At 71.0% G+C, this 18,457-nt stretch carries 18 protein-coding genes and 2 pseudogenes; 11 read left to right on the forward strand and 9 right to left on the reverse strand.

Going from position 1 to position 18,457, the window contains the following annotated elements; all coding sequences use genetic code 11:
- A pseudogene (locus Air01nite_RS21800) lies at positions 1–423 on the forward strand (YybH family protein); the annotation flags it as partial.
- On the opposite strand, the gene Air01nite_RS21805 reads toward Air01nite_RS21800, so the two are convergent.
- Complete coding sequence (locus tag Air01nite_RS21805) at positions 407–1,759, reverse strand: transaminase (protein ID WP_203704683.1); 1,353 nt, start codon at positions 1,757–1,759, stop codon at positions 407–409. The pseudogene Air01nite_RS21800 and the gene Air01nite_RS21805 overlap by 17 nt on opposite strands.
- Before the next feature lie 36 nt (positions 1,760–1,795).
- Here Air01nite_RS21805 and Air01nite_RS21810 point away from each other — a divergent pair, with 36 nt between their 5' ends.
- On the forward strand, positions 1,796–2,398 hold the full coding sequence (locus tag Air01nite_RS21810; protein WP_203704684.1) for a nitroreductase family protein: 603 nt from the start codon (positions 1,796–1,798) through the stop codon (positions 2,396–2,398).
- Here the strand turns inward: Air01nite_RS21810 and Air01nite_RS21815 are convergent.
- Complete coding sequence (locus tag Air01nite_RS21815) at positions 2,387–3,946, reverse strand: glycoside hydrolase family 10-like protein (RefSeq protein WP_239090872.1); 1,560 nt, start codon at positions 3,944–3,946, stop codon at positions 2,387–2,389. The genes Air01nite_RS21810 and Air01nite_RS21815 overlap by 12 nt on opposite strands.
- A gap of 126 nt (positions 3,947–4,072) precedes the next feature.
- On the opposite strand from Air01nite_RS21815, the gene Air01nite_RS21820 reads away from it, so the two are divergent.
- The 3 genes from Air01nite_RS21820 (at position 4,073) to Air01nite_RS21830 (ending at position 6,150) form a co-directional block, all read left to right on the forward strand.
- Complete coding sequence (locus Air01nite_RS21820) at positions 4,073–4,591, forward strand: GNAT family N-acetyltransferase (protein ID WP_203704686.1); 519 nt, start codon at positions 4,073–4,075, stop codon at positions 4,589–4,591.
- On the forward strand, positions 4,588–4,971 hold the full coding sequence (locus Air01nite_RS21825; protein WP_203704688.1) for a RidA family protein: 384 nt from the start codon (positions 4,588–4,590) through the stop codon (positions 4,969–4,971). Before Air01nite_RS21820 ends, Air01nite_RS21825 begins: the two co-directional genes overlap by 4 nt.
- A gap of 72 nt (positions 4,972–5,043) precedes the next feature.
- Complete coding sequence (locus Air01nite_RS21830; protein ID WP_203704689.1) at positions 5,044–6,150, forward strand: damage-control phosphatase ARMT1 family protein; 1,107 nt, start codon at positions 5,044–5,046, stop codon at positions 6,148–6,150.
- Here Air01nite_RS21830 and Air01nite_RS21835 read toward each other — a convergent pair.
- Together Air01nite_RS21835 and Air01nite_RS21840 are read right to left on the reverse strand one after the other, a co-directional pair.
- Positions 6,116–7,024 (reverse strand): transglutaminase-like domain-containing protein, encoded by a 909-nt coding sequence (locus Air01nite_RS21835; RefSeq protein WP_203704691.1) that lies wholly within the window; start codon positions 7,022–7,024, stop codon positions 6,116–6,118. The genes Air01nite_RS21830 and Air01nite_RS21835 overlap by 35 nt on opposite strands.
- A complete protein-coding gene (locus tag Air01nite_RS21840; RefSeq protein ID WP_239090873.1) occupies positions 7,021–7,869 on the reverse strand; it encodes a MerR family transcriptional regulator in 849 nt (282 codons plus the stop codon). The genes Air01nite_RS21835 and Air01nite_RS21840 overlap by 4 nt, the downstream gene beginning before the upstream one ends.
- A gap of 213 nt (positions 7,870–8,082) precedes the next feature.
- Here Air01nite_RS21840 and Air01nite_RS21845 point away from each other — a divergent pair, with 213 nt between their 5' ends.
- Both Air01nite_RS21845 and Air01nite_RS21850 read left to right on the forward strand, forming a co-directional pair.
- Positions 8,083–9,120, forward strand: coding sequence for an LCP family protein (locus Air01nite_RS21845; protein WP_239090874.1), 1,038 nt, complete (start codon positions 8,083–8,085; stop codon positions 9,118–9,120).
- A gap of 10 nt (positions 9,121–9,130) precedes the next feature.
- Positions 9,131–9,793, forward strand: a complete 663-nt coding sequence (locus Air01nite_RS21850; RefSeq protein ID WP_203704693.1) for a class I SAM-dependent methyltransferase — start codon at positions 9,131–9,133, stop codon at positions 9,791–9,793.
- On the opposite strand, the gene Air01nite_RS21855 is transcribed toward Air01nite_RS21850, so the two are convergent.
- Positions 9,778–10,089, reverse strand: coding sequence for a hypothetical protein (locus Air01nite_RS21855; RefSeq protein WP_203704694.1), 312 nt, complete (start codon positions 10,087–10,089; stop codon positions 9,778–9,780). The two genes, Air01nite_RS21850 and Air01nite_RS21855, sit on opposite strands and share 16 nt — an antisense overlap.
- A gap of 308 nt (positions 10,090–10,397) precedes the next feature.
- Positions 10,398–11,555 (reverse strand): cytochrome P450, encoded by a 1,158-nt coding sequence (locus tag Air01nite_RS21860; RefSeq protein ID WP_203704695.1) that lies wholly within the window; start codon positions 11,553–11,555, stop codon positions 10,398–10,400.
- A 124-nt stretch (positions 11,556–11,679) separates the two neighbouring features.
- Here Air01nite_RS21860 and Air01nite_RS21865 point away from each other — a divergent pair, with 124 nt between their 5' ends.
- Positions 11,680–12,729 carry a TetR/AcrR family transcriptional regulator gene (locus tag Air01nite_RS21865; protein WP_203704696.1) on the forward strand — a complete coding sequence of 350 codons (1,050 nt, stop codon included), beginning with the start codon at positions 11,680–11,682 and terminating at the stop codon, positions 12,727–12,729.
- A 68-nt stretch (positions 12,730–12,797) separates the two neighbouring features.
- The gene (locus Air01nite_RS21870; protein ID WP_203704697.1) at positions 12,798–13,616 is read left to right on the forward strand and encodes an alpha/beta hydrolase; all 819 of its coding nucleotides are present in this window, start codon (positions 12,798–12,800) and stop codon (positions 13,614–13,616) included.
- Between the two features lie 16 nt (positions 13,617–13,632).
- On the opposite strand, the gene Air01nite_RS21875 is transcribed toward Air01nite_RS21870, so the two are convergent.
- Positions 13,633–14,202 (reverse strand): mycothiol transferase, encoded by a 570-nt coding sequence (locus Air01nite_RS21875; RefSeq protein ID WP_239090875.1) that lies wholly within the window; start codon positions 14,200–14,202, stop codon positions 13,633–13,635.
- Positions 14,203–14,211: 9 nt separating this feature from the next.
- Positions 14,212–15,213 carry a zinc-binding alcohol dehydrogenase family protein gene (locus Air01nite_RS21880; RefSeq protein WP_239090876.1) on the reverse strand — a complete coding sequence of 334 codons (1,002 nt, stop codon included), beginning with the start codon at positions 15,211–15,213 and terminating at the stop codon, positions 14,212–14,214.
- A 291-nt stretch (positions 15,214–15,504) separates the two neighbouring features.
- Between Air01nite_RS21880 and Air01nite_RS21885 the strand changes: the two genes are divergently transcribed.
- Positions 15,505–15,771: an SHOCT domain-containing protein gene (locus tag Air01nite_RS21885; RefSeq protein WP_203704699.1), complete on the forward strand. Its 267-nt coding sequence runs from the start codon at positions 15,505–15,507 to the stop codon at positions 15,769–15,771.
- Positions 15,772–15,857: 86 nt separating this feature from the next.
- Here Air01nite_RS21885 and recQ read toward each other — a convergent pair.
- Positions 15,858–17,684 (reverse strand): annotated as a pseudogene (gene recQ, locus Air01nite_RS21890) (DNA helicase RecQ); the annotation flags it as partial.
- A 140-nt stretch (positions 17,685–17,824) separates the two neighbouring features.
- On the opposite strand from recQ, the gene Air01nite_RS21895 reads away from it, so the two are divergent.
- Positions 17,825–18,280 (forward strand): MarR family transcriptional regulator, encoded by a 456-nt coding sequence (locus tag Air01nite_RS21895; RefSeq protein WP_203704701.1) that lies wholly within the window; start codon positions 17,825–17,827, stop codon positions 18,278–18,280.
- Positions 18,281–18,457 lie beyond the last annotated feature (177 nt).

Genomic DNA, 18,457 nt, shown 5'->3' on the forward strand with positions numbered 1-18,457 from the left:
ATGCCGACCGACGCCGACCGCGCCGCCATCGACCGCCTGATCCGCGACTGGGTCACCGCCGTGCACTCCGGTGACCTGGCGGGCGTGCTCGCCGACCACGCCGACGACATCGTCATGTTCGACGTGCCACCGCCGTACGCCGGAGTCCGTGGTCTCGACGCCTACCGCGCGACCTGGCCGGACTTCTTCACGTGGCAGGCGCAGGGCGCGGAGTTCGCGCTCGAGTCACTCGACGTGACCGCCGGCGACGACGTGGCCTTCGCGCACGGCCTGCTGCGCTGCGGCACACCCGACGAGCTGGCCGCGAAGCCGGAGCTGCGGCTGCGGCTCACCGTCGGGCTGCGCAAGCGCGACGGCCGCTGGCAGGTGACCCACGAACACCACTCGTTCGCGGACGACAGCGGGGCTAGCCCACCAGCTCCGTAACCGCCGCCGCGAACAGCTCGTGGTGGGTGGCGACGTCGGCCAGCGTCGTCTCCGGGCACATCAGCGCCATGTTGTGGAACGGGGTCAACAGCACACCCCTGTTCAGCAGGTACGCGTGTAGGAAGTCCTCGAGCTCCCCGTCGGCCGCGGCGGCCGAGGCGCCGCCGCTGGTGGGTGCGGGGTCGCAGAAGCGGTATTCGACCCGCGCGCCGAGCTGGGCGACCGACCACGGCAGGCCGAAGCGGTCGATCACCTCCTGGACCCCGTTCGCGAAGGCCGTCGCCACGGAGGTCATGCCGTCGAACGCGGGCGCGGTGAGCACGTGCTCCAGCGTGGCCCGGGCCGCCGTCACCGACAGCGGATTGCCGGCCAGCGTGCCGCCGACGCCGCCCATGTCGACCAGGTCCAGGTCGTCGCGGCCGCTCAACAGGTCGGCCAGCGGCGCGGACAGGCCGTACGCGCCGATCGGGACGCCGCCGCCGATCGCCTTGCCGATCGTGACCACGTCGGGCTCCAGGCCCCAGGCGGCGGTCGCGCCGCCGGGACCGGCCGAGAACGTGTGCGTCTCGTCGTTGACCAGATAGCTGCCATAGCGCCGGGTCAGCTCCCGCACGCCGGCCAGATAGCCGGGCGAGGGCAGCACGATGCCGATGTTGGTCAGCGCCGGCTCCATCAGCACCGCGGCGACGTCGCCGTGCGCCAGCTCGCGCTCCAGGCCCGCGAGGTCGTTGTATTCGGCCACCCGGCTCGTCGTGGTCACGTCGCAGGGCGCGCCCACGTTGCCGGGCCGGCTGACCGAGTCGCCGTCGGGGCCCACGACGATCAGCGACTCGTCGACCGAGCCGTGGTAGCAGTAGGAGTTGACCAGGATCCGCGGCCGCCCGGTGACCGCCCGCAGCAGCCGGATCGCCCACCGGTTGGCGTCGGTCGCGGTCAGCGCGAAGCTCCACCGCGGCACGCCGAACCGCCGGGCGAGCTCCGCGCCGACCCAGGCGGCGTCCTCGGTCGGCAGCATGGTGGCCAGACCGCCGCCGGCCGCGAGCCGCGCCGTGACGGCCTCGACGACCGGCGCCGGCGAGTGCCCGGCCATCGCGGCGGTGTCGCCCAGGCAGAAGTCGACGTACCCGTGACCGTCCACATCGGTCACCCGCGCGCCGCGGGCGCCGGCCGCGTACACCGGGAAGCCGCCGGCGGTCTTGTTCATCCAGGTCATCGGCACGCGACCGAAGAGGCTGCCGGCGGCCGCGTAGGCGTCCGCCGACCGGGGATGCGTGGCGACGAAGGCCGCCCGCTCCCGGGCGAGCAGGTCGGACAGGCGCTCGCGGTCGATCATCGCCGCACCGTACCAGCGCGGCGGTACCTTGTGGCGATGGAGTTTCAGGATGTTGTCCGTAAGCGCCGGATGGTCCGCAGCTACGAGCCCGACCGTCCCGTGCCGCCCGACGTCGTCGACCGGATCCTGCACAACGGCCTGCGTGCTCCCTCGGCCGGTTTCTCGCAGGGCTGGGGCTTCCTCGTCCTCGACACCCCCGCGGACCACGACCGCTTCCGCGCCGCGATGCGCCGCTCGGCCGAGCCGGAGCAGTGGTTCGCGTCCCAGTACGCCGCACCGTTGCTGATCGTCCCGTTCTCGCACAAGGACGCCTACCTCGACCGGTACGCCCGGGCTGACAAGGGCCACGAGGACCGTTCCGACGCCTGGTGGCCCGCGCCCTACTGGGACATCGACACCGGCATGGCGTCGCTGCTGATGCTGCTCACCGCGGTCGACGCCGGGCTGGGCGCGTGTTTCTTCGGCATGCCGATCGACGCGATCGAGCCGTTCAAGAAGGAGTTCGGCGTGCCCGCCGGCTACACGCCGATCGGTGCCATCTCCGTCGGCTACAGCGACGAGCCGCCCCGCGACCTGCGCGCCCGCCGCCGGCCCACCGGCGACGTGGTGTTCAGAGGCAACTGGGGCTCAACCGACTAGCACCGGCGCGCTTTCGTTGTTGGCGCGGTCCAGCGAGGTGACGCAGTAGCTGCCCACCGGGCCGATCCAGCTCGGCAGGTCGGTGGCGCGGATGGTGGCCACCAGGGTGGCGTTTCCCGCGCCGGGGTCGGCCTGGTAGACGGCGTAGCCGGTCACGTCGTCCACCGGCCGCCAGGTCAGCACCGTGCGGTCGCCGTCGCGCCGGGACCCGATGGGCCCCGGGGCCGGCGGCCGCGCGTCGCGCAGCCGCGTGATGGTCGGCACCAGGGCCGGCTGCGCGTAATGGGCGTCGCGGTAGCGGGACACCGCGCCGAGCCGGTCGGCCCGCACCTGCTTGGCGCTGAAGTGGATGCTGCCGGCCACCGCGTAGCGGTCGTTGAGCGCGAGCTGCTTGTCGAGCTCGGCGGGCTGGCTCCACGGCCCCGGCTCGCCGATCCGGTAGTCCGCCTGTCCGATGTAGAGCTGCACGCCGGTGTCCTTGACGGTCGCCACCCACCACGGCAGCAGCTTGGCGTAGTCGGCCTTGTCGAAGCCGATGTTCCAGTAGAGCTGCGGGACGATGTAGTCCAGCCACTTCTGCCTGACCCACTTGCGGGTGTCGGCGTAGATGGCCTCGTAGCTCTCCAGACCCTTGGTCGGCGAGCCGGCCGGGTCGCTGGCCTTGTTGCGCCAGATGCCGAACGGGCTCAGACCGAACCGCACCCACGGCTTCGCCGCCCGGATGCGCTCACCGATCTCGCGGACGAAGGTGTCCACGTTGGACCGCCGCCAGTCGCCCCGCGACATCCCGCCGCCGTAGCGGGCGTAGCTGCGGTCGTCGTTGAACTCGTACCCCTCCGGGTAGGGGTAGAAGAAGTCGTCGAAGTGCACGCCGTCGATGTCGTACCGGTTGACCGCGTCCAGGATCGCGTCCTCGACGTGCCGCCGCGCCTCGGGCACGCCCGGGTCGAAGTAGAAGCGGCTGTTGGCCTCGCCCTCGGGGAACGCCACCGCCCACTCCGGGTGCTTGCGCAGCGGGTGGTCGGGAGCGAGCTTGGCGAAGTCCGCGCCCGCGCCGCCGGAGGTGGCCGGCTGGCTGCCCCGGTACGGGTTGAACCAGGCGTGGAACTCGAGGTTGCGGGCGTGCGTCTCGGCGACCATCCAGGCCAGCGGATCCCAGCCCGGGTCCTTGCCGCGCACACCGGTCAACCACTCCGACCACGGCGCGTACGCCGACGGCCAGAACGCGTCGCCGCTCGGCCGCACGTGCACGAACACCGCGTTGTGGTTCATCTTCTGCGCGAGGTCGAGCCAGCCGAGGTATTCGGCCTTCACCTTCTCCTCGGGCAGCCCGGGCTTGCTCGGAAAGTCGATGTTGCTGACCGTGGTCAGCCACATGCCGCGCAGTTCGCGCTTGGCGACCAGGCTGTCCGTCGCACAGGTCGGCAGCGGTGCCCCGGCGGCGTCGGCGCGGCCGGCTTCCGAGGTGCGTTTGAGCAGGGTCGCGCCGGCGGGGACCGTCACCGCGAGAGCTACGACCACCAGCCCGATGAGCAACCGACGCTGCACGGCCACGACGGTAGGGCCCGGGTACGGATCTCGTCAATGGAACAAAGCCCGACATAAGGAAACGAGACCCGTTCGAGCCGAGCGCCCGCCCGCAGCTCCGACGGCCTGGGCTGATTGAATCGGACGATGGTTCAGATCCGCCCTCTCCAGGTGTCCGACGCCGAAGCGCTGGCCGCCGTACACGTCGCCAACAGGGAGTTTCTCGCGCCGTTCGAGCCGCCGCGCGCCGAGTCCTTCTACACGCCCGCCGGGCAGCTCACCCGGATCCAGGACGCGACCGCCGACCCGCGTCTCCACCGGTGCGTCATCGAGGCCGACGGCGAGCTGGTCGGGATGGTGTCGCTCAGCGTGATCGAGCGCGGACCGGCCGAGTCCGCCCACCTCGGCTACTGGGTGGCCCAGGCCGTCAACGGGCGGGGCATCGCGTCCAAGGCGACCGCGCTGATGATCGACGTCGCGTTCGGCGAGTTCGGCCTCCACCGGCTGCAGGCGGGCACGCTGCTCGACAACCTCGGCTCGCAGAAGGTGCTCGCCCGCAACGGGTTCGAGCGGATCGGTGTCGCACCCTCGTACCTGCGGATCGACGGCCGCTGGCAGGACCACGTCCTGTTCCAGCTCATCAACGACGATTGGCGGCCCGCGTGACACAGCGGCGGAGCATCACCAGCGGTTCGACGTTCGAAGAGCGCATCGGGTACGCGCGAGCGGTCGTCGACGGCGACCGCGTCTACGTGTCGGGCACCACCGGCTACGACTACGCGACGATGACGATCGCCGACGACGTGGTCGCCCAGTGCGCACAGGCCGTCCGCAACGTCGAGGCGGCGCTGGCCGAGGCGGGCTGCACGCTGGCCGACGTGGTCCGGGTGCGCTACCTGCTGCCCGACCGCGCCGACTTCGAACCGTGCTGGCCCACGCTGCGCGCGGCGTTCGGCGCGGCGAAGCCGGCCGCGACCATGATGGTCTGCGGGCTGGCCGAGCCCGCGATGCGGTTCGAAATCGAGGTCGACGCCCGGCGCCGCTGACCCCGAAAGGAACGGTCCGTTACTAACGCTATGCGTTAGTAACGGACCGTTCCTTTCAGCGATGATGGTGGCGTGCGGACGACACCTCCGGAGCTGCTGGTCGGGACCCCTGGACGGTACGCGCGGGAGGTGTTCCACAACCGGCACCCCACGCTGATCGAGCGGGTCGGTGCGGCGCATCCGTATGCGGCGGCACAGCGGGCGGCGCTGGGCGCGCTGCTCGACGAGTCGCTGACGGGCGTGATCGGCCGGCTGCCCGACGACGCGCCGGACCTCGCCGACTGGGACGCCTGGGATCGTGGGCACTTCGGCCGCCCGTGGGCGGACGCGCCGTTCCTGTGGGCGGAGAGCTACTTCTACCGGCGGATCCTGGACGCCGTCGACTACTTCCGGCCCGGTCCGTGGCAGGGCGTCGACCCGTTCCGCCCGATGAAGGACGCGGAACTGGTCGACCCGGACCTCGACCGGGATTTCGCCTGGGTGGCGGACCTGCCGGCCGAGCCGACGGACGCGGGGCTCGCCACGGTGGTGCAGGCCGCGGTGTTCGGCAACCGGGTCGACCTCAGCTTCCGGATGCAGGAGCCTCTTGACCCCACCGCGCCGGACGAGCTGCTGGTCGACCGGACCGCGTTCCTCGCGGACGCGTTGGCCGAGCCGGGTCCGGTGTGCATCGTCGCGGACAACGGCGGCCGCGAGATCATGGCCGACCTGGTGCTGGCGGGGTGGCTGCTCGACACCGGGCTCGCGGACCGGGTCACGCTGCACGTGAAACCCGCACCCTACTACGTCTCCGACGCGGTGGCGTCCGATGTGGATGCCGCTCGCGCGCGCCTCGGGCGGGCGGCGGATCCGCGCATCGCCGTGCGTACACACGCGTTCTGGTGCGCACCGCTCGACTTCCACGACCTGCCCGCGGACCTCGGTGCCGACCTGCGCGGGCACCGGGTGGTCGTCGTCAAGGGCGACCTCAACTACCGGCGGTTGGTCGGCGACCGCGACTGGGACCCGGCGACGCCGTTCGCGGACGCGGCCGCCGACCTCGGCGTGCCGGTCGTGGCGCTACGCACCTGCAAGTCGGAGGTGGTGGTCGGGCTCGACCGGGCCACCGTCGAGCGGATGGACGCCGCCGAGCCGCGGTGGCGGGTCAGTGGGCGGCACGGCCTGGTGCAGGCGCGCTGACCCGGGTGGCCAGGTCGACCACGAACGTCTCGCCGGTCGGCGACAGGCAGGTCACGTGGCCGCGCGGGTTGAGCCGGTCGTCGGCGGCGTAGCGGCGGGCCAGTTCGGCCTCGGCGGCCTCATCGCCGGCGTCGGCGGCCAGCAACAGTGCGGCGATCTCGTCGGCGAGTTTTGCGCCGCCCTCGTCGATGCTGTCGGACATGTCGCCCCAGACGTCCCACAGGAGGACCTCGTCGCCATAGCGGGCGGCCAGTTCGCCGATCACGTACCCATGGATGAACCAGTCGCCGCGCAGCGGCATCGACGGGTCCACGCCGTAGGTCGCCGGGTCGATCTCGCCGCGCCGGTAGGCGGTCCACACCGCGGCGGCGGTCGCGAAGGGTGCGTTGACGTCCTCGGGACGGGGCATGTCGTCGGGGTCGAACGGCCAGTCGCCGGGGCCGATCTGCGGGTCCGCGAGCACCCAGCGGTCGCCGTCCCAGTAGTCGGCGACCACGTGGTCGTGGTGCCAGCCGGGCACGAAGAAGTAGTCGGCGAAGCCGATCCGGATGCGGGCCGGGACGCCCTGGTGTCGCAGCATCGCGACGGCGAGCAGCGAGAAGTCGCGGCAGCAGCCACCGACGCGGCTCTCGGGGGCGCGCGGCTGGTCGAGCGGCGCGTCGTGCCGGCTCTGGTCGGTGGCCAGCAGGCGGTCGATCCAGCGGTGGTTGACGTCGTCCGCGTGGTCGGCGGGCAACCGCACCCGGGGGTCGCGGTAGTGGGTGATCACGTTGCGCACCACCGCGGCCAGCTCGCGCGGGTCGGTGGGCAGCTTGTCGAAGAGGTGCGCGTAGGCCCCGGGGTCGCTGAAGGCGGTCTGCCGGGTGTTGTTCATCGAAGCTCACTCTCCATTGTGGTCGTCCTGACGGGAACCGCCACGTGTACGAACGGGTCGTCGTCGCCGATGTCGCACCATTCGGCGAAGTAGATCTCGCGCGGTGCGCCCGTCACCGGCAGGGCGGCGGCGCGCACGTGGTCCTGGACGTCGTCGTACGCGAGCATGATCTTGGGATAGAAACAGTCGCCGCGTGGGACCGTGACGGCGGCCATGGTCTGCGCCGGCTCGACCCGGATGGCGATGTCGCGGGCAGGTTCGACGGTGCCGGTGAACGGGAGTCCGATCTCGACAGTCGCCTCACTGTCGGGCGTGACGTGGCCGTGGAACAGGATCCAGCGCTCGCCGAGCGGTTGTGCTTGGGCTGCACGCAGATGTGCACCGATCTCGGCGGCGCACGCGAGGGTGGTCGGCACCAAGGATTGCTGGTCGCAGTCGCGGGTGATGCAGGCGACCTTGGTCTCGGACCGGTCGAGCAGGGTCACCGGGTAGGGGATGCGGGGCGGGCCACCCTGGGTGAGTTGTTGCCGCAGGTATTCCACGCTGCCCCGGCGCGAGTTGACCTGCGCCTCCTGTGCCTGCCACCAGCGTTCGAGCCGGATCGCGGCCTCGGTGTCGTCGCCGGCGAGCACCTCGGCGACCACGGCGAGCGGCATGTCGAGTTGGCGCAGCAGGCTGATCCGGCGAGCGCGTTCGACCTGCTCGGTGCTGTAGCGTCGATAGCCCGTGGCCGGGTCGACGTTCGCTGGTCGGAGCAGACCGGACACTTCATACAGTCGCAGGGCCTTTGCTGACAAACCTGTCCGCCGGCCGAACTCACCGATGGTCAGCTCACGCACGTCCATGAGAACAAGTCTTCACCTTGCCCAAGGGTCAAGGTAAAGAGCGCAACGCATTGGGTATCAGGATGCGTCTCTCTAGATAAGCGACCGGGAGGACGCCGCATGCCGCCCGACAATCCCCCCAAGTCCGAATCCGCTACCGATACCTCTCCGAAGAGCCGACTCTCGTCCATCCCTCGCTGGGCCCGGGTCTGTGTGATCGTCGGTGCGATCCTGATGGTCGCGAGCGGCGGCCTGATCGTCACGTCGCAGGCGCTGCTGGCCCGCTACGAGGGCGCGGTCACCACCGAGGACCTGTTCGGCGAGGGCAACGAGGTCGAGCCCGAGAGCGACATCAAGGGCCCGCTCAACATCCTGCTGGTCGGCATCGACCCGCGCGAGGAGACCCAGCTGCCGCTGGCCGACTCCATCATGATCATGCATGTTCCGGACGGGCTCGACCGTGGCTACCTGTTCTCGCTGCCGCGCGACCTGGTGGTCGACATTCCGGCATTCCCGAAATCGGGCTACAAGGGCGGCGAGGACAAGCTCAACGCCGCGATGGCCCGGGGCAGCCAGGTCCCCGGCGGAGGCAAGCCCGACCGGGCCAAGGGATTCGAGTTGCTGTCGAAGACGGTGAGCGCGTACACGGGGATCGAGCGGTTCGACGCCGGTGCCATCGTCAACTTCAGCGGCTTCAAGAAGATCGTCGACGCGATGGGCGGCGTCACGATGACGGTCGACCAGGACGTCGTCTACTCGGAGCACATGACGCCCGAGGGGAAGCACCGGCCCAACAACGGGTGCGGGTGTGAGCATCCTTATTACGGGCCGCGCGCCAAGTACGTGAAGGGCACGCACAAGTTCAACGGGTGGCAGGCGCTGGACTACGTGCGGCAGCGTTACGGCGTCAAGGACGGCGACTATGGCCGGCAGCGGCACCAGCAGCAGTTCGTGAAGGCGATGGCCCAGCAGGCACTTAGTAAGGATGTGCTGACGGATTTCCCCAAGCTCGACCGGGTGATCCGGGCGGCGGGGGAGTCGCTGGTGTTCAACGGGCGGGGGCACAGCGTGGCCGAGTTCGCCTTGGCGCTGCGCCACATGCGCGAGGACTCGATCACAATGATCAAACTGAAGGGCGGCACGGTACGCAACTCGAGCGGCTCGTACGCCGGCGAGGCCCTGCAGCCGGAGGCGAAGCAGTTCTTCGCGGCGATCAAGGCGGGCACGGCCGACGCGTACATCGCCGCGCATCCGGAGATGGTCAACAGGTAGCGTTCCCGGAATGTCGGAGAGCCGGATCCGGGACACGTACGACACGGTCGCCTCGGCTTATGACGCGGCATTGCGGTCCGAACTCGCGGCGAAGCCGGTCGACCGGGCGCTGCTCGACGCGCTGCTCGAGCTGTGCCCAGGTCTCGTCGCCGACGTGGGCTGCGGCCCCGGGCACGTGACGCGCTATCTGGCCGCGCGCCACCGGGCGGTCGTCGGCATCGACCTGTCGCCGGCGATGGTGGAGATCGCCCGGTCGGCGGCGCCGGAGCTGAGCTTCGAGGTGGGCTCGATGCTCGACCTGCCGGTGGCTTCCGGTTCGTGGTCGGGGATCGTCGCGTTCTACTCGATCATCCACCTGGACGCGGCGTCACGGGCGCGGGCTTTCGGGGAGTTCGCCCGCGTGTTGACGCCGGGCGGGTGGGTGCTGGTGTCGTTCCACGTGTCCGCGGCCGACCAGCCGCCCGGCAGCGCGCATCACTTGAGTGAGTGGTTCGGGTCGTCGGTGGACCTGGACGCTTACTACCTGGACCCGGCGTCGGTCACCGCGGACCTGGAGTCGGCCGGCTTCTCGATCGCGGCCACGACCCTGCGCGAGCCGATCGCCGGCGCCGAGTTCCCCAGCCGGCGGTGTTACCTGTTGGCCCAAGCCTCTGCGGCTCAAGGCACGCCGTAGAGCCGGTTGAGGTCGAGCAGATGGTGGCCTACTACGGAGTTGTCGACCACGTCGAGCACGAGCACCAGGAACACGTTGGGTGTCTCGCTTCGCACGAGGACGTGCTCGTAGGCGCTTGCGGGCATCCGCCAGGCGTAAGGAACCGCTCCGGCCGAGAAGTCGTGACCACCGAAGTCCTCGGGCGGAATGGCCTCGAAGTAAGGCCAGAAGTCGAACGGCGGCTCCTCGTCCGGGTCGACTCTGACCGGATGCGGCGCCATCGTGGCTTTGTATCGGTCCTCGGTGAGCTTCGGCATCGGATCAGGATGGCAAGCCAGGCCGGCTGACGCGAGGCAAGCTCGGATGCCGCGCTTGTCCGGCAGGCCGGCCGCCTTTCTCGCACGGGGTGGTGCTTTGGGCATGTGCTCGACGGAGCACAGGCGGATGAGCGTCAGTGGTCGCCCTTTGCAGCCGAGCTCTATGGCGTCGCCGAGGCGCTTCCGCGGCGCGGCGGCCGTGGTCCCGATTTTTGTCGATCAACGTGGTGATGGTCCGGGATATCCCTCGGGACGCCGCCTGGCGGAGGCTGGGTCGTCGCGGGGCGCGTTGATCGGCAAGGCGGGCGCTAGGCAAGGCGGACCCTCAGCGACGGCAGGCGCCAGGTGGCGGGGTCGGGGATTCTGTCGGTCTTGGCGGCCACCGTCAGGTTCGGGTGGCGGTTGAAGAGTGCGGTCAGTGCCACCTCGGTTTGGACGCGGGCCAGCGGTGCGCCGAGGCAGAAGTGGGCGCCGTGGGCGAAGCTCAGGTTGTTGTTGGGCGTGCGGTGCACGTCGAAGCGGTCTGGTTCGGTGAAGGCTCTGGGGTCTCGGTTGGCGGCGGCCAGCACGGCGGTGACCGGCTCGCCCTTGTGGATCCGCTCGCCGCACAGGTCGACGTCCTCGCGGGCCTGGCGGGGGATGGTCAGCAGTTGCGGGCCGCACCAGCGGAGGAGTTCCTCGACGGTGCCGGGGGCCTGGCCGGTGCGGAACGCGGTGAGTTGGTCGGGGTGGTCCAGCAGGGTCGGGATCGCGTTGACGATCAGGTTGGTCGGGGTCTGGCCGGCGAGCACGAGGTGCCAGACGAAGGTGATCAGTTCGGCGTCGGTGAGGCCGTCGGCTTCGAGGAGTTGGCTGAGCACGTCCGCGCCCGGCGATGTCCGGCGGCGGGCCACCGTCGTGCGTGCGCCCTCGATGATCGCCGGGATCGCGTTGGCGAAGGCTTTGCCGTGGCCGGCCGCGACGGCGGCGCCGTAGACGTGCCACTGTGGACGGTCCTCGGCCGGCACGCCGACCAGCTCGCAGATCACCTCCATCGGCAGCGGTGTGGCGAAGTGCCGCAGCAGGTCGACGGTGCCGTCCGGGTCCGCGGCGCGGTCGAGTCCGTCGAGCAGTGAGTCGACGATGGCTTCCACCCGCGGACGCAGGTCGGCGGCGCGGCGGGCGCTGAACCCCGGCGTCACCAGGCGGCGCAGGCGGGCGTGCTCGTCGCCGTCCATGTGCTGCATGGTGCGCAGGTAGGGCAGGCAGTGGGCAGGCACGTCGAGGCGCTGGAAGCTGTCGTCGCCGAGGGCGAACCGGTGGTCGGCCAGCATGGCCCGCGCCTCGGCGTGCCGGGTCACCGCCCACATGGTTCCGAAGCCGGGTGCCACCAAGGCGACCACGGGTGCCTGCTCGCGGGCGTGCGCGTACCCGGTGAAGGGGTCTCGCAGTAGTTCCGGATCGCTGAGCGTGAGCTCGAAGGCCACTCTCCACCTCGCTGGATGTTAATATCAGATGTTCTCATCATCTGAATGGTGGCGATATCTTGACACGGACATCCACCGCGACGCCACCCCCGGCGCCGCGCCGGGAGGCGACGGGAGACACGGCATGGCCAGGCTCAGCCGAGCCGAGGCGCAACAGCGCACGCGGGAGAAGGTGCTGGCCGCGGCCCGCACGGAGTTCCTGGAACGCGGCTACCGGGCGACCAAGATCGACGCGATCGCGGAGCGGGCCGAGCTCACCCGGGGCGCGGTCTACTCGAACTTCCCGAGCAAGCGCGCGCTCTATTTCGCGGTGCTGGGGGCGGCCGCGATGACGGACGCCCCGGACGCCGAGCCGACTGCGACGTCGCCGCGCGAGGCCCTCGCCGAGTTCGCCCGCGCGTGGACCGCACGGTTGCCACTGTGGACCGACGACGACCGTTCCCCGTCGCGGTTGGGCGTGGACCTGCTGCCGGAGATCATGGCCGACGAGCGCACCCGCTGGCCGTACGCGCAGCTGATGAAGCTCAATGCCCTGCTGCTGGGCCTGGCCCTGGAGAACCTGGCGTTCGCCCACCTGCGCACCCGCACCGGCCGCCGGGTCCGCATCGCGGAGAGCGCACTGACCACATTGCACGGAGCGACCCAGTTGGCCGCCGCGGCACCGGGTTTCGTGGAACCGTTCGACGTGGTCCGGTCCTGCGCCCAACTCGCGGACCTGGACCTCGACGACGCGTGGCTCCCACCACACCTGCCGTACGCGGTGCGACCCCGCCCGGTCGACGAGCGCTGGTCGCCGCCGCCCGGCGGCCCGTCCGGTGGTGTGGTCGCCATTCTGGGCCTGCACCGCCTGGGCGCGGTGGAGGAGGCGGTCCGCGCGACCCCGCCGGGCACGGACGTGACACTGGTCCTGGTCAGCAGCGACCCGGGGGAACTGTCGGCCCTGGCCCGCCTGGCACTGGCCGAGGTGGAAACGTGCCTGCGGGCCGCCTTCCCACCCACGGCGCTGCCGCGACTGGCGGTGCTGCACGACGACACGGGCGCACTGGCCGCGGCGGCCGGCGTGCCGGCGGTCAGCGACGCGACGGAAGCGGCGATCCTGATCCGCGACGGCCGCATAGTCGCCCGCGCGGAGGGGTTCGGAGCGTGCCACGCCGCGGCCACCGCGGCGACGTGAGCGACGGCGGGCAGGAAGCGGAGGAGGAGTCGGCGGACGGCACGCGCGATGCCGCAGAATGATGTGGTGTGCGCACACTTCCGCGGGTCGTGCTCGCGCTGGCGGTGGTCGGCGCGCTGCTGCTCGTCACGGTGTGGCTGGTGCAACGCCGGCTGATCTACTTTCCTGACCGGTCGGCGGTGGGCCCAGCAGCCGGCGCGGTGGTGGGCGGCCGGGACCTGCTTCTGCGTACGAGCGACGGCTTGACCCTCGGCGCCTGGCTCGTGCCGCCGTCCGGGGTGGAAGACCGGCGGGCCGCCGTGCTCGTCGCGCCCGGCAACGCCGGCAACCGGCAGCACCGGGTCCCGCTCGCGGTCGCGTTGGCCGCGGAGGGGTTCACGGTGTTGCTGTTCGACTACCGCGGCTACGGCGGGAACCCTGGCAGCCCGACCGAGGACGGGTTGGCCCGGGACGTGCGCGCGGCCCGGGAAGCCCTGCTCGACCAGCCCGGCGTCACCGCGGACCGGGTCGTCTATCTGGGTGAGAGCCTCGGCGCGGCGGTGGTCACCGAGCTCGCCACCGAGCACCCGCCCGCCGGCCTGGTGTTGCGGTCGCCCTTCAGCGACCTGGCCGCCGTGGGGAGCGCGCACTACCCGTGGCTGCCGGTGCGTCTCCTGCTGAAGGATCGGTTCCCGGTGGCGGACCGGATCGCCCACGTGGACGCGCCGACGGTCGTGGTCCTCGGCACGGCGGACACGATCGTGCCGCCCGAGCAGAGCCGCACGGTCGCTGACCGCGCCGCCCGCCTGACGCGGGTCGTCACCGTCGACGGCGCGGACCACAACGACCCGTCCCTGGTGGCCGGTGATGCGGTCGTACGCGCCGTCGTCGAGGTGACGCCCGTGTAACTCATGCGCGTCGTGCCTACGGCGCGGTCGGTTGCCAGCCCGCCGGCGGATAGACGCCGACCCGGCCGTCGACCGCCTCCCGGAGCATGTCCGCGTGTCCGGTGTGGCGCGCGTACTCCTCGGTCAGATCACCGAGCAGCCGCCGCATGTTGTATCGGGATCCGTCCAACCAGGTCCGATGCACCATCTGGTCGAGCCCGCCCTCCGCCAACGCGGCGGCGAGCCGCACCCGCGACCGGGCGACGGCACCGTCCCACAGTGCGTACAACTCGTCAGGAGTGTCCTCGGCCGCCGACCCGAACTCCCAGTCGTTGCTGCCGTCCCACCCGTTGGCATCCCACGGCGCTCCGATCGGCTCGCCGGTCATCCGCAACGTGAACGTGCCGTCCTCGACCGCCGCGAGATGCTTCAGCAGCCCGCCGATCGTGGTGGTGCTGGCGCCCACCCGGGCATTCAGGCCGTCCTTGTCAAGACCGGCAACCTTCCACCGGAACTTGGCGCGCACCCGCTCGAGCGCGCCGACGACCTGCTCGGCCTCCGTGCCCGCGAACGGTGGCTCCCACCAGTAGTCACCCTGATTAATCACCCCCGCACCCTAGGCGGTGCTGACGACCACCTTGCCGATGGCGCCGGAGCTTTCGACCCGGGCGTGGGCGTCGCGGAGGGTAGCCGCGTTCAGTGGACTCAGGCGAGTGGTGGCGGTTGTGCGGAGGCGGCCCGCGTCAACGAGTCTCGCCGTCTCCGTCAGCAGGTCGTGCTGGTAGCTGTCCGCCGGGAGCAGCATCGGGCGCGTGAACATCAGCTCCCAGTGCCAGGTCACGCTCTTCGCTTTGAGGGGGAGCAGGTCCAGGCCCTCGGGCTCGTCCGTCGCCGCGATGTGGCCGAGGGGGCGGATCAGCGCCGCGTACGTCTCGATGTTGCCCTTCGAGAACGGGCTGATGATGTAGTCGACGCCGTCCGGCACCAAGGCGTGCACCGAAGCCATCAGGTCGTGCCGGTCGACGACGTGGTGGGCGCCCATCTCCGTCGCCCACTGGCGCGACTCGCCGCGGCGGGCGGTGCCGATGATGGTCAGACCCGTGCGCGCCCGGGCCAGTTGCACGACCATCGAACCCACGCCGCCGGCCGCGCCGACCATCAGGAGCGTGCCCGTGCTCTGCGCGGTCAGCCCGAAGTGGTCGAAGAGCATCTCCCACGCGGTGATCGTGGTCAGCGGCAGCGCGGCGGCGTCGGCGAAGTCGAGGGTGGCCGGCTTCGGGCCGACGATGTTCTCGTTGACGAGCTGGAACTGCGCGTTGCTGCCGGGACGGTCGATCTGGCCCGCGTACCAGACCTCGTCACCGACCGCGAACCTCGTCACCGCGTCGCCGACGGCCGTGACCACGCCCGCGGCGTCGTACCCGAGGATCCGGAAGCCCTTCGGGTCGCTCCCCGACCGCGACTTGACGTCGGCGGGGTTGACCGAGACGGCCTCGACCCGCACGAGCAGGTCGTGCGGGCCGGGCGTGGGCACCGGCACCTCGGCGTCGACCAGACTCTCCGGGTCGGAGACCGGCAACGGCCGCCGATAACCCACGGCGCGCATCACACCATTCATCACTTCAAGTTAGGGCCTGCCTCTTGTGCCATGGCGGCGCCCCGCCGGGCCCAGGCGGCGTCCGACCGCACGCGGAGACCGCCCGGATACAACGCCGGTATCCGACCGGTCACCGCGCACGCCCGGACGCCGCCTGGACCTCGCCGGCGCACCACCCTGGCACAAGAGGAAGGCCCTGGGCCTGCGCCCGATTGCGTACGCCGGATGTCGCTTCCGGGCCGACGTCGGGCCGGGCCGCGTGGGGGACCGTCGAGAGCGTTACGGACAGTCCTTCTCGGTGAGGAGCTCACGATGTTGGCACAGCTCACGACGCACGCCGCCGATCCCGCGTGGCACAACGGTCCCTGGAACCACGGCGGTCCCGGTTGGTGGATCGTGTTCCCGATCCTGTTCTGGGTGCTGGTGGTGTCGGTGATCGGCTATTTCATCTGGAACCGGTCGCCGCGCCGCAGCGCCCGGCACGCGGCGCAACACACGCTGGCCGAGCGGTACGCGCGCGGTGAGATCGACGAACACGAGCTCCGCGAGCGCCGCGCCAACCTGCGTGACAACGGCTAGTCGTCGTAGTCAGGCTCCACCAGCTCCTCGTCACCCCACAGATCGTCGTCGTCGGCAGTGGACCTCGGTTTCGGGGCCGCGGCCGGCGCGGCGGTCGGCATCGACTCGGCCAGCACGTCGAGCACCTGCTGGCCGTATTTGGCCAGCTTGTTCTCGCCGACCCCGCTGATGCGGCCGAGCTCGGCCAGCGTGTGCGGCTCGTCGGTGGCGATCTGGCGCAGCGTCGCGTCGTGGAAGATCACGTACGCCGGGACGCTCTGCTCCTTCGCCGTCGCCGCCCGCCAGGCGCGCAGCCGCTCGAACGTGCCCACCGCCTCGCCCGCGAGCGCCGGCGCCGCGGCCTTGGGCGTCTTGGCCGCGGCCCGCGGCGCCTTCACCGGGTCGCGCCGCAGCATGACCTGGCGTTCCTTCGACAGCACCGACCGGCTCGCGTCGGTCAGCGACAGCGTGCCGTAGTCGCCCTCGACCGCGAGCAGCCCCTGCGCCAGCAGTTGCCGCACCGCGCCCCGCCACTCCGCCTCCGACAGCTCCGTGCCGATCCCGAAGACCGATAGCTGGTCGTGCCGGAAGCGGGTCACCTTGTCGGTCGACCGTCCGAGCAGGATGTCGATCAACTGGCCCGCACCGAACCGCTGGTTGCGCTCCCGGTCGAGCCGCAGCACCGTGGACAGCAGCTTCTGCGCGGCGATCGTGCCGTCGAACGACGACGGCGGTGTCAGGCACGTGTCGCAGTTGGCGCACGGCTCGCCGTCGGCCTCGCCGAAGTAGGCCAGCAGCTGGACCCGCCGGCACGTGACCGTCTCGCACAGCGCCAGCATCGCGTCGAGGTGCTGGGCCAGCGCACGGCGCCGGTTGCGGTCGGCGTCGGACGTCTCGATCATCTTGCGCTGCTGCACCACGTCCTGCAGCCCGTAGGCCAGCCACGCCGTGGACGGCAGCCCGTCGCGCCCGGCCCGGCCCGTCTCCTGGTAGTAGCCCTCGACCGACTTCGGCAGGTCGAGGTGGGCGACGAACCGCACGTCGGGCTTGTCGATGCCCATGCCGAACGCGATCGTGGCCACCATGACCAGGCCGTCCTCGCGCAGGAACCGCGACTGGTTGGCCGCGCGCGTGCGGGCGTCGAGGCCCGCGTGGTAAGGCAGCGCCGCCACACCGTTGGTCACCAGCAGCTCCGCGGTGCGCTCGACCGACGCCCGCGACAAGCAGTAGACGATGCCGGCGTCGTCCTTGTGCTCGGTGCGGAGGAAATCGAGGAGCTGGGTGGTCGGGCTCTTCTTCGGAACGATCCGATATTGGATGTTGGGCCGGTCGAAGCTCGCCACGAACCGCTTGGCGTCGGTCAGGTTGAGCCGGGTCGCGATCTCGTCGCGGGTGGCGGTGGTCGCGGTCGCGGTCAGCGCGATCCGCGGCACGTCGGGCCAGCGCTCGTGCAGCACCGACAGCCCCAGGTAGTCGGGCCGGAAGTCGTGACCCCACTGCGCCACGCAGTGCGCCTCGTCGATCGCGAACAGGGATATTCGCCCGCGCTCCAGCAGGCGCATCGTGTTGACCGAGCCCAGCGCCTCGGGCGCGAGATAGAGCAGGTCGAGCTCGCCGCGGGTGAACGCCTCCTCGGTGTCGCGCCGCTCGGCCCACTCCTGGGTGGAGTTGACGAAGCCCGCCCGCACGCCCAGCGCGCGCATCGCGTCGACCTGGTCCTGCATCAGCGCGATCAGCGGCGAGATCACCACGCCGACGCCGGGCCGGACGATCGCCGGGATCTGGTAGCACAGCGACTTGCCGCCGCCGGTCGGCATCAGAACCAGTGCGTCACCCCCATCGACCAGCGTAGATATGATTTCCGCCTGCTGGCCCCGGAACGTGTCGTAGCCGAACAACCGCCGCAGCACCTCGACCGGCTCGGCTCCTACCATCTCCGCTGACGTCGCCACCCGGCGATTCTATGAGGCCGCAAGCCCGCCGCAGGAAGGCCTGTGGATAACTCAATTGATACGCATGAGCTTACGACCAACGGGCCTCGGCCCGCTAAAACACGAGCGGATATCGTCAGCGAATGCGTACGAGTCCCGACCTCGCCGTCGCGCGCCGGGTCCGCGCCGGCGTGGCGGCCTACAGCGAGCGGGTCCACTCCGAGCGGGCCGGCCTGCTGACCCTCACCCAGACGGCGGTCCTCGGCCAGCTCCACCGGCACGGCACGCTGACACCGGGCGAGCTCGCCGATCGGCTCGGCGCCAAGCCGCAGACGCTCACCCGGGTGCTGGCTTCGCTCCAGGCCCGGGAGCTGATCGACCGCGCCCCGGACCCCGACGACCGCCGGCAGTCCCTCGTCACCATCACCGACCAGGGCCGCGGCATGCTGCTCGCGGAGATGCGCCCGCGCGATGCCTACGTCGCGGCACTCATCACGCACGAGCTGACGGACGCGGAACGCGACCTGCTGGGCATCGCCGCGGGCCTGCTGGAGCGGTTGGCCGCCGCCAGCGACAAACCGATCCGCGCCGATCAATGACCAGACCATAAGGGGATACGCACGACCGTGCGCGACAGGCTCGAAGGAGCACTGCGGACCGAGGCGCGCCCGCACCCGATCAGGCCCACCGACCGTCCGCCACCCCCGGTTGGCGGTGGCGAGTTGATCTCCCTAAGCGGTCACTACGCCCGCCTTGTAGGCGTTTGGGGTGCGGGG

The sequence above is a fragment of the Asanoa iriomotensis genome, assembly GCF_016862515.1.
Taxonomy (GTDB): domain Bacteria; phylum Actinomycetota; class Actinomycetes; order Mycobacteriales; family Micromonosporaceae; genus Asanoa; species Asanoa iriomotensis.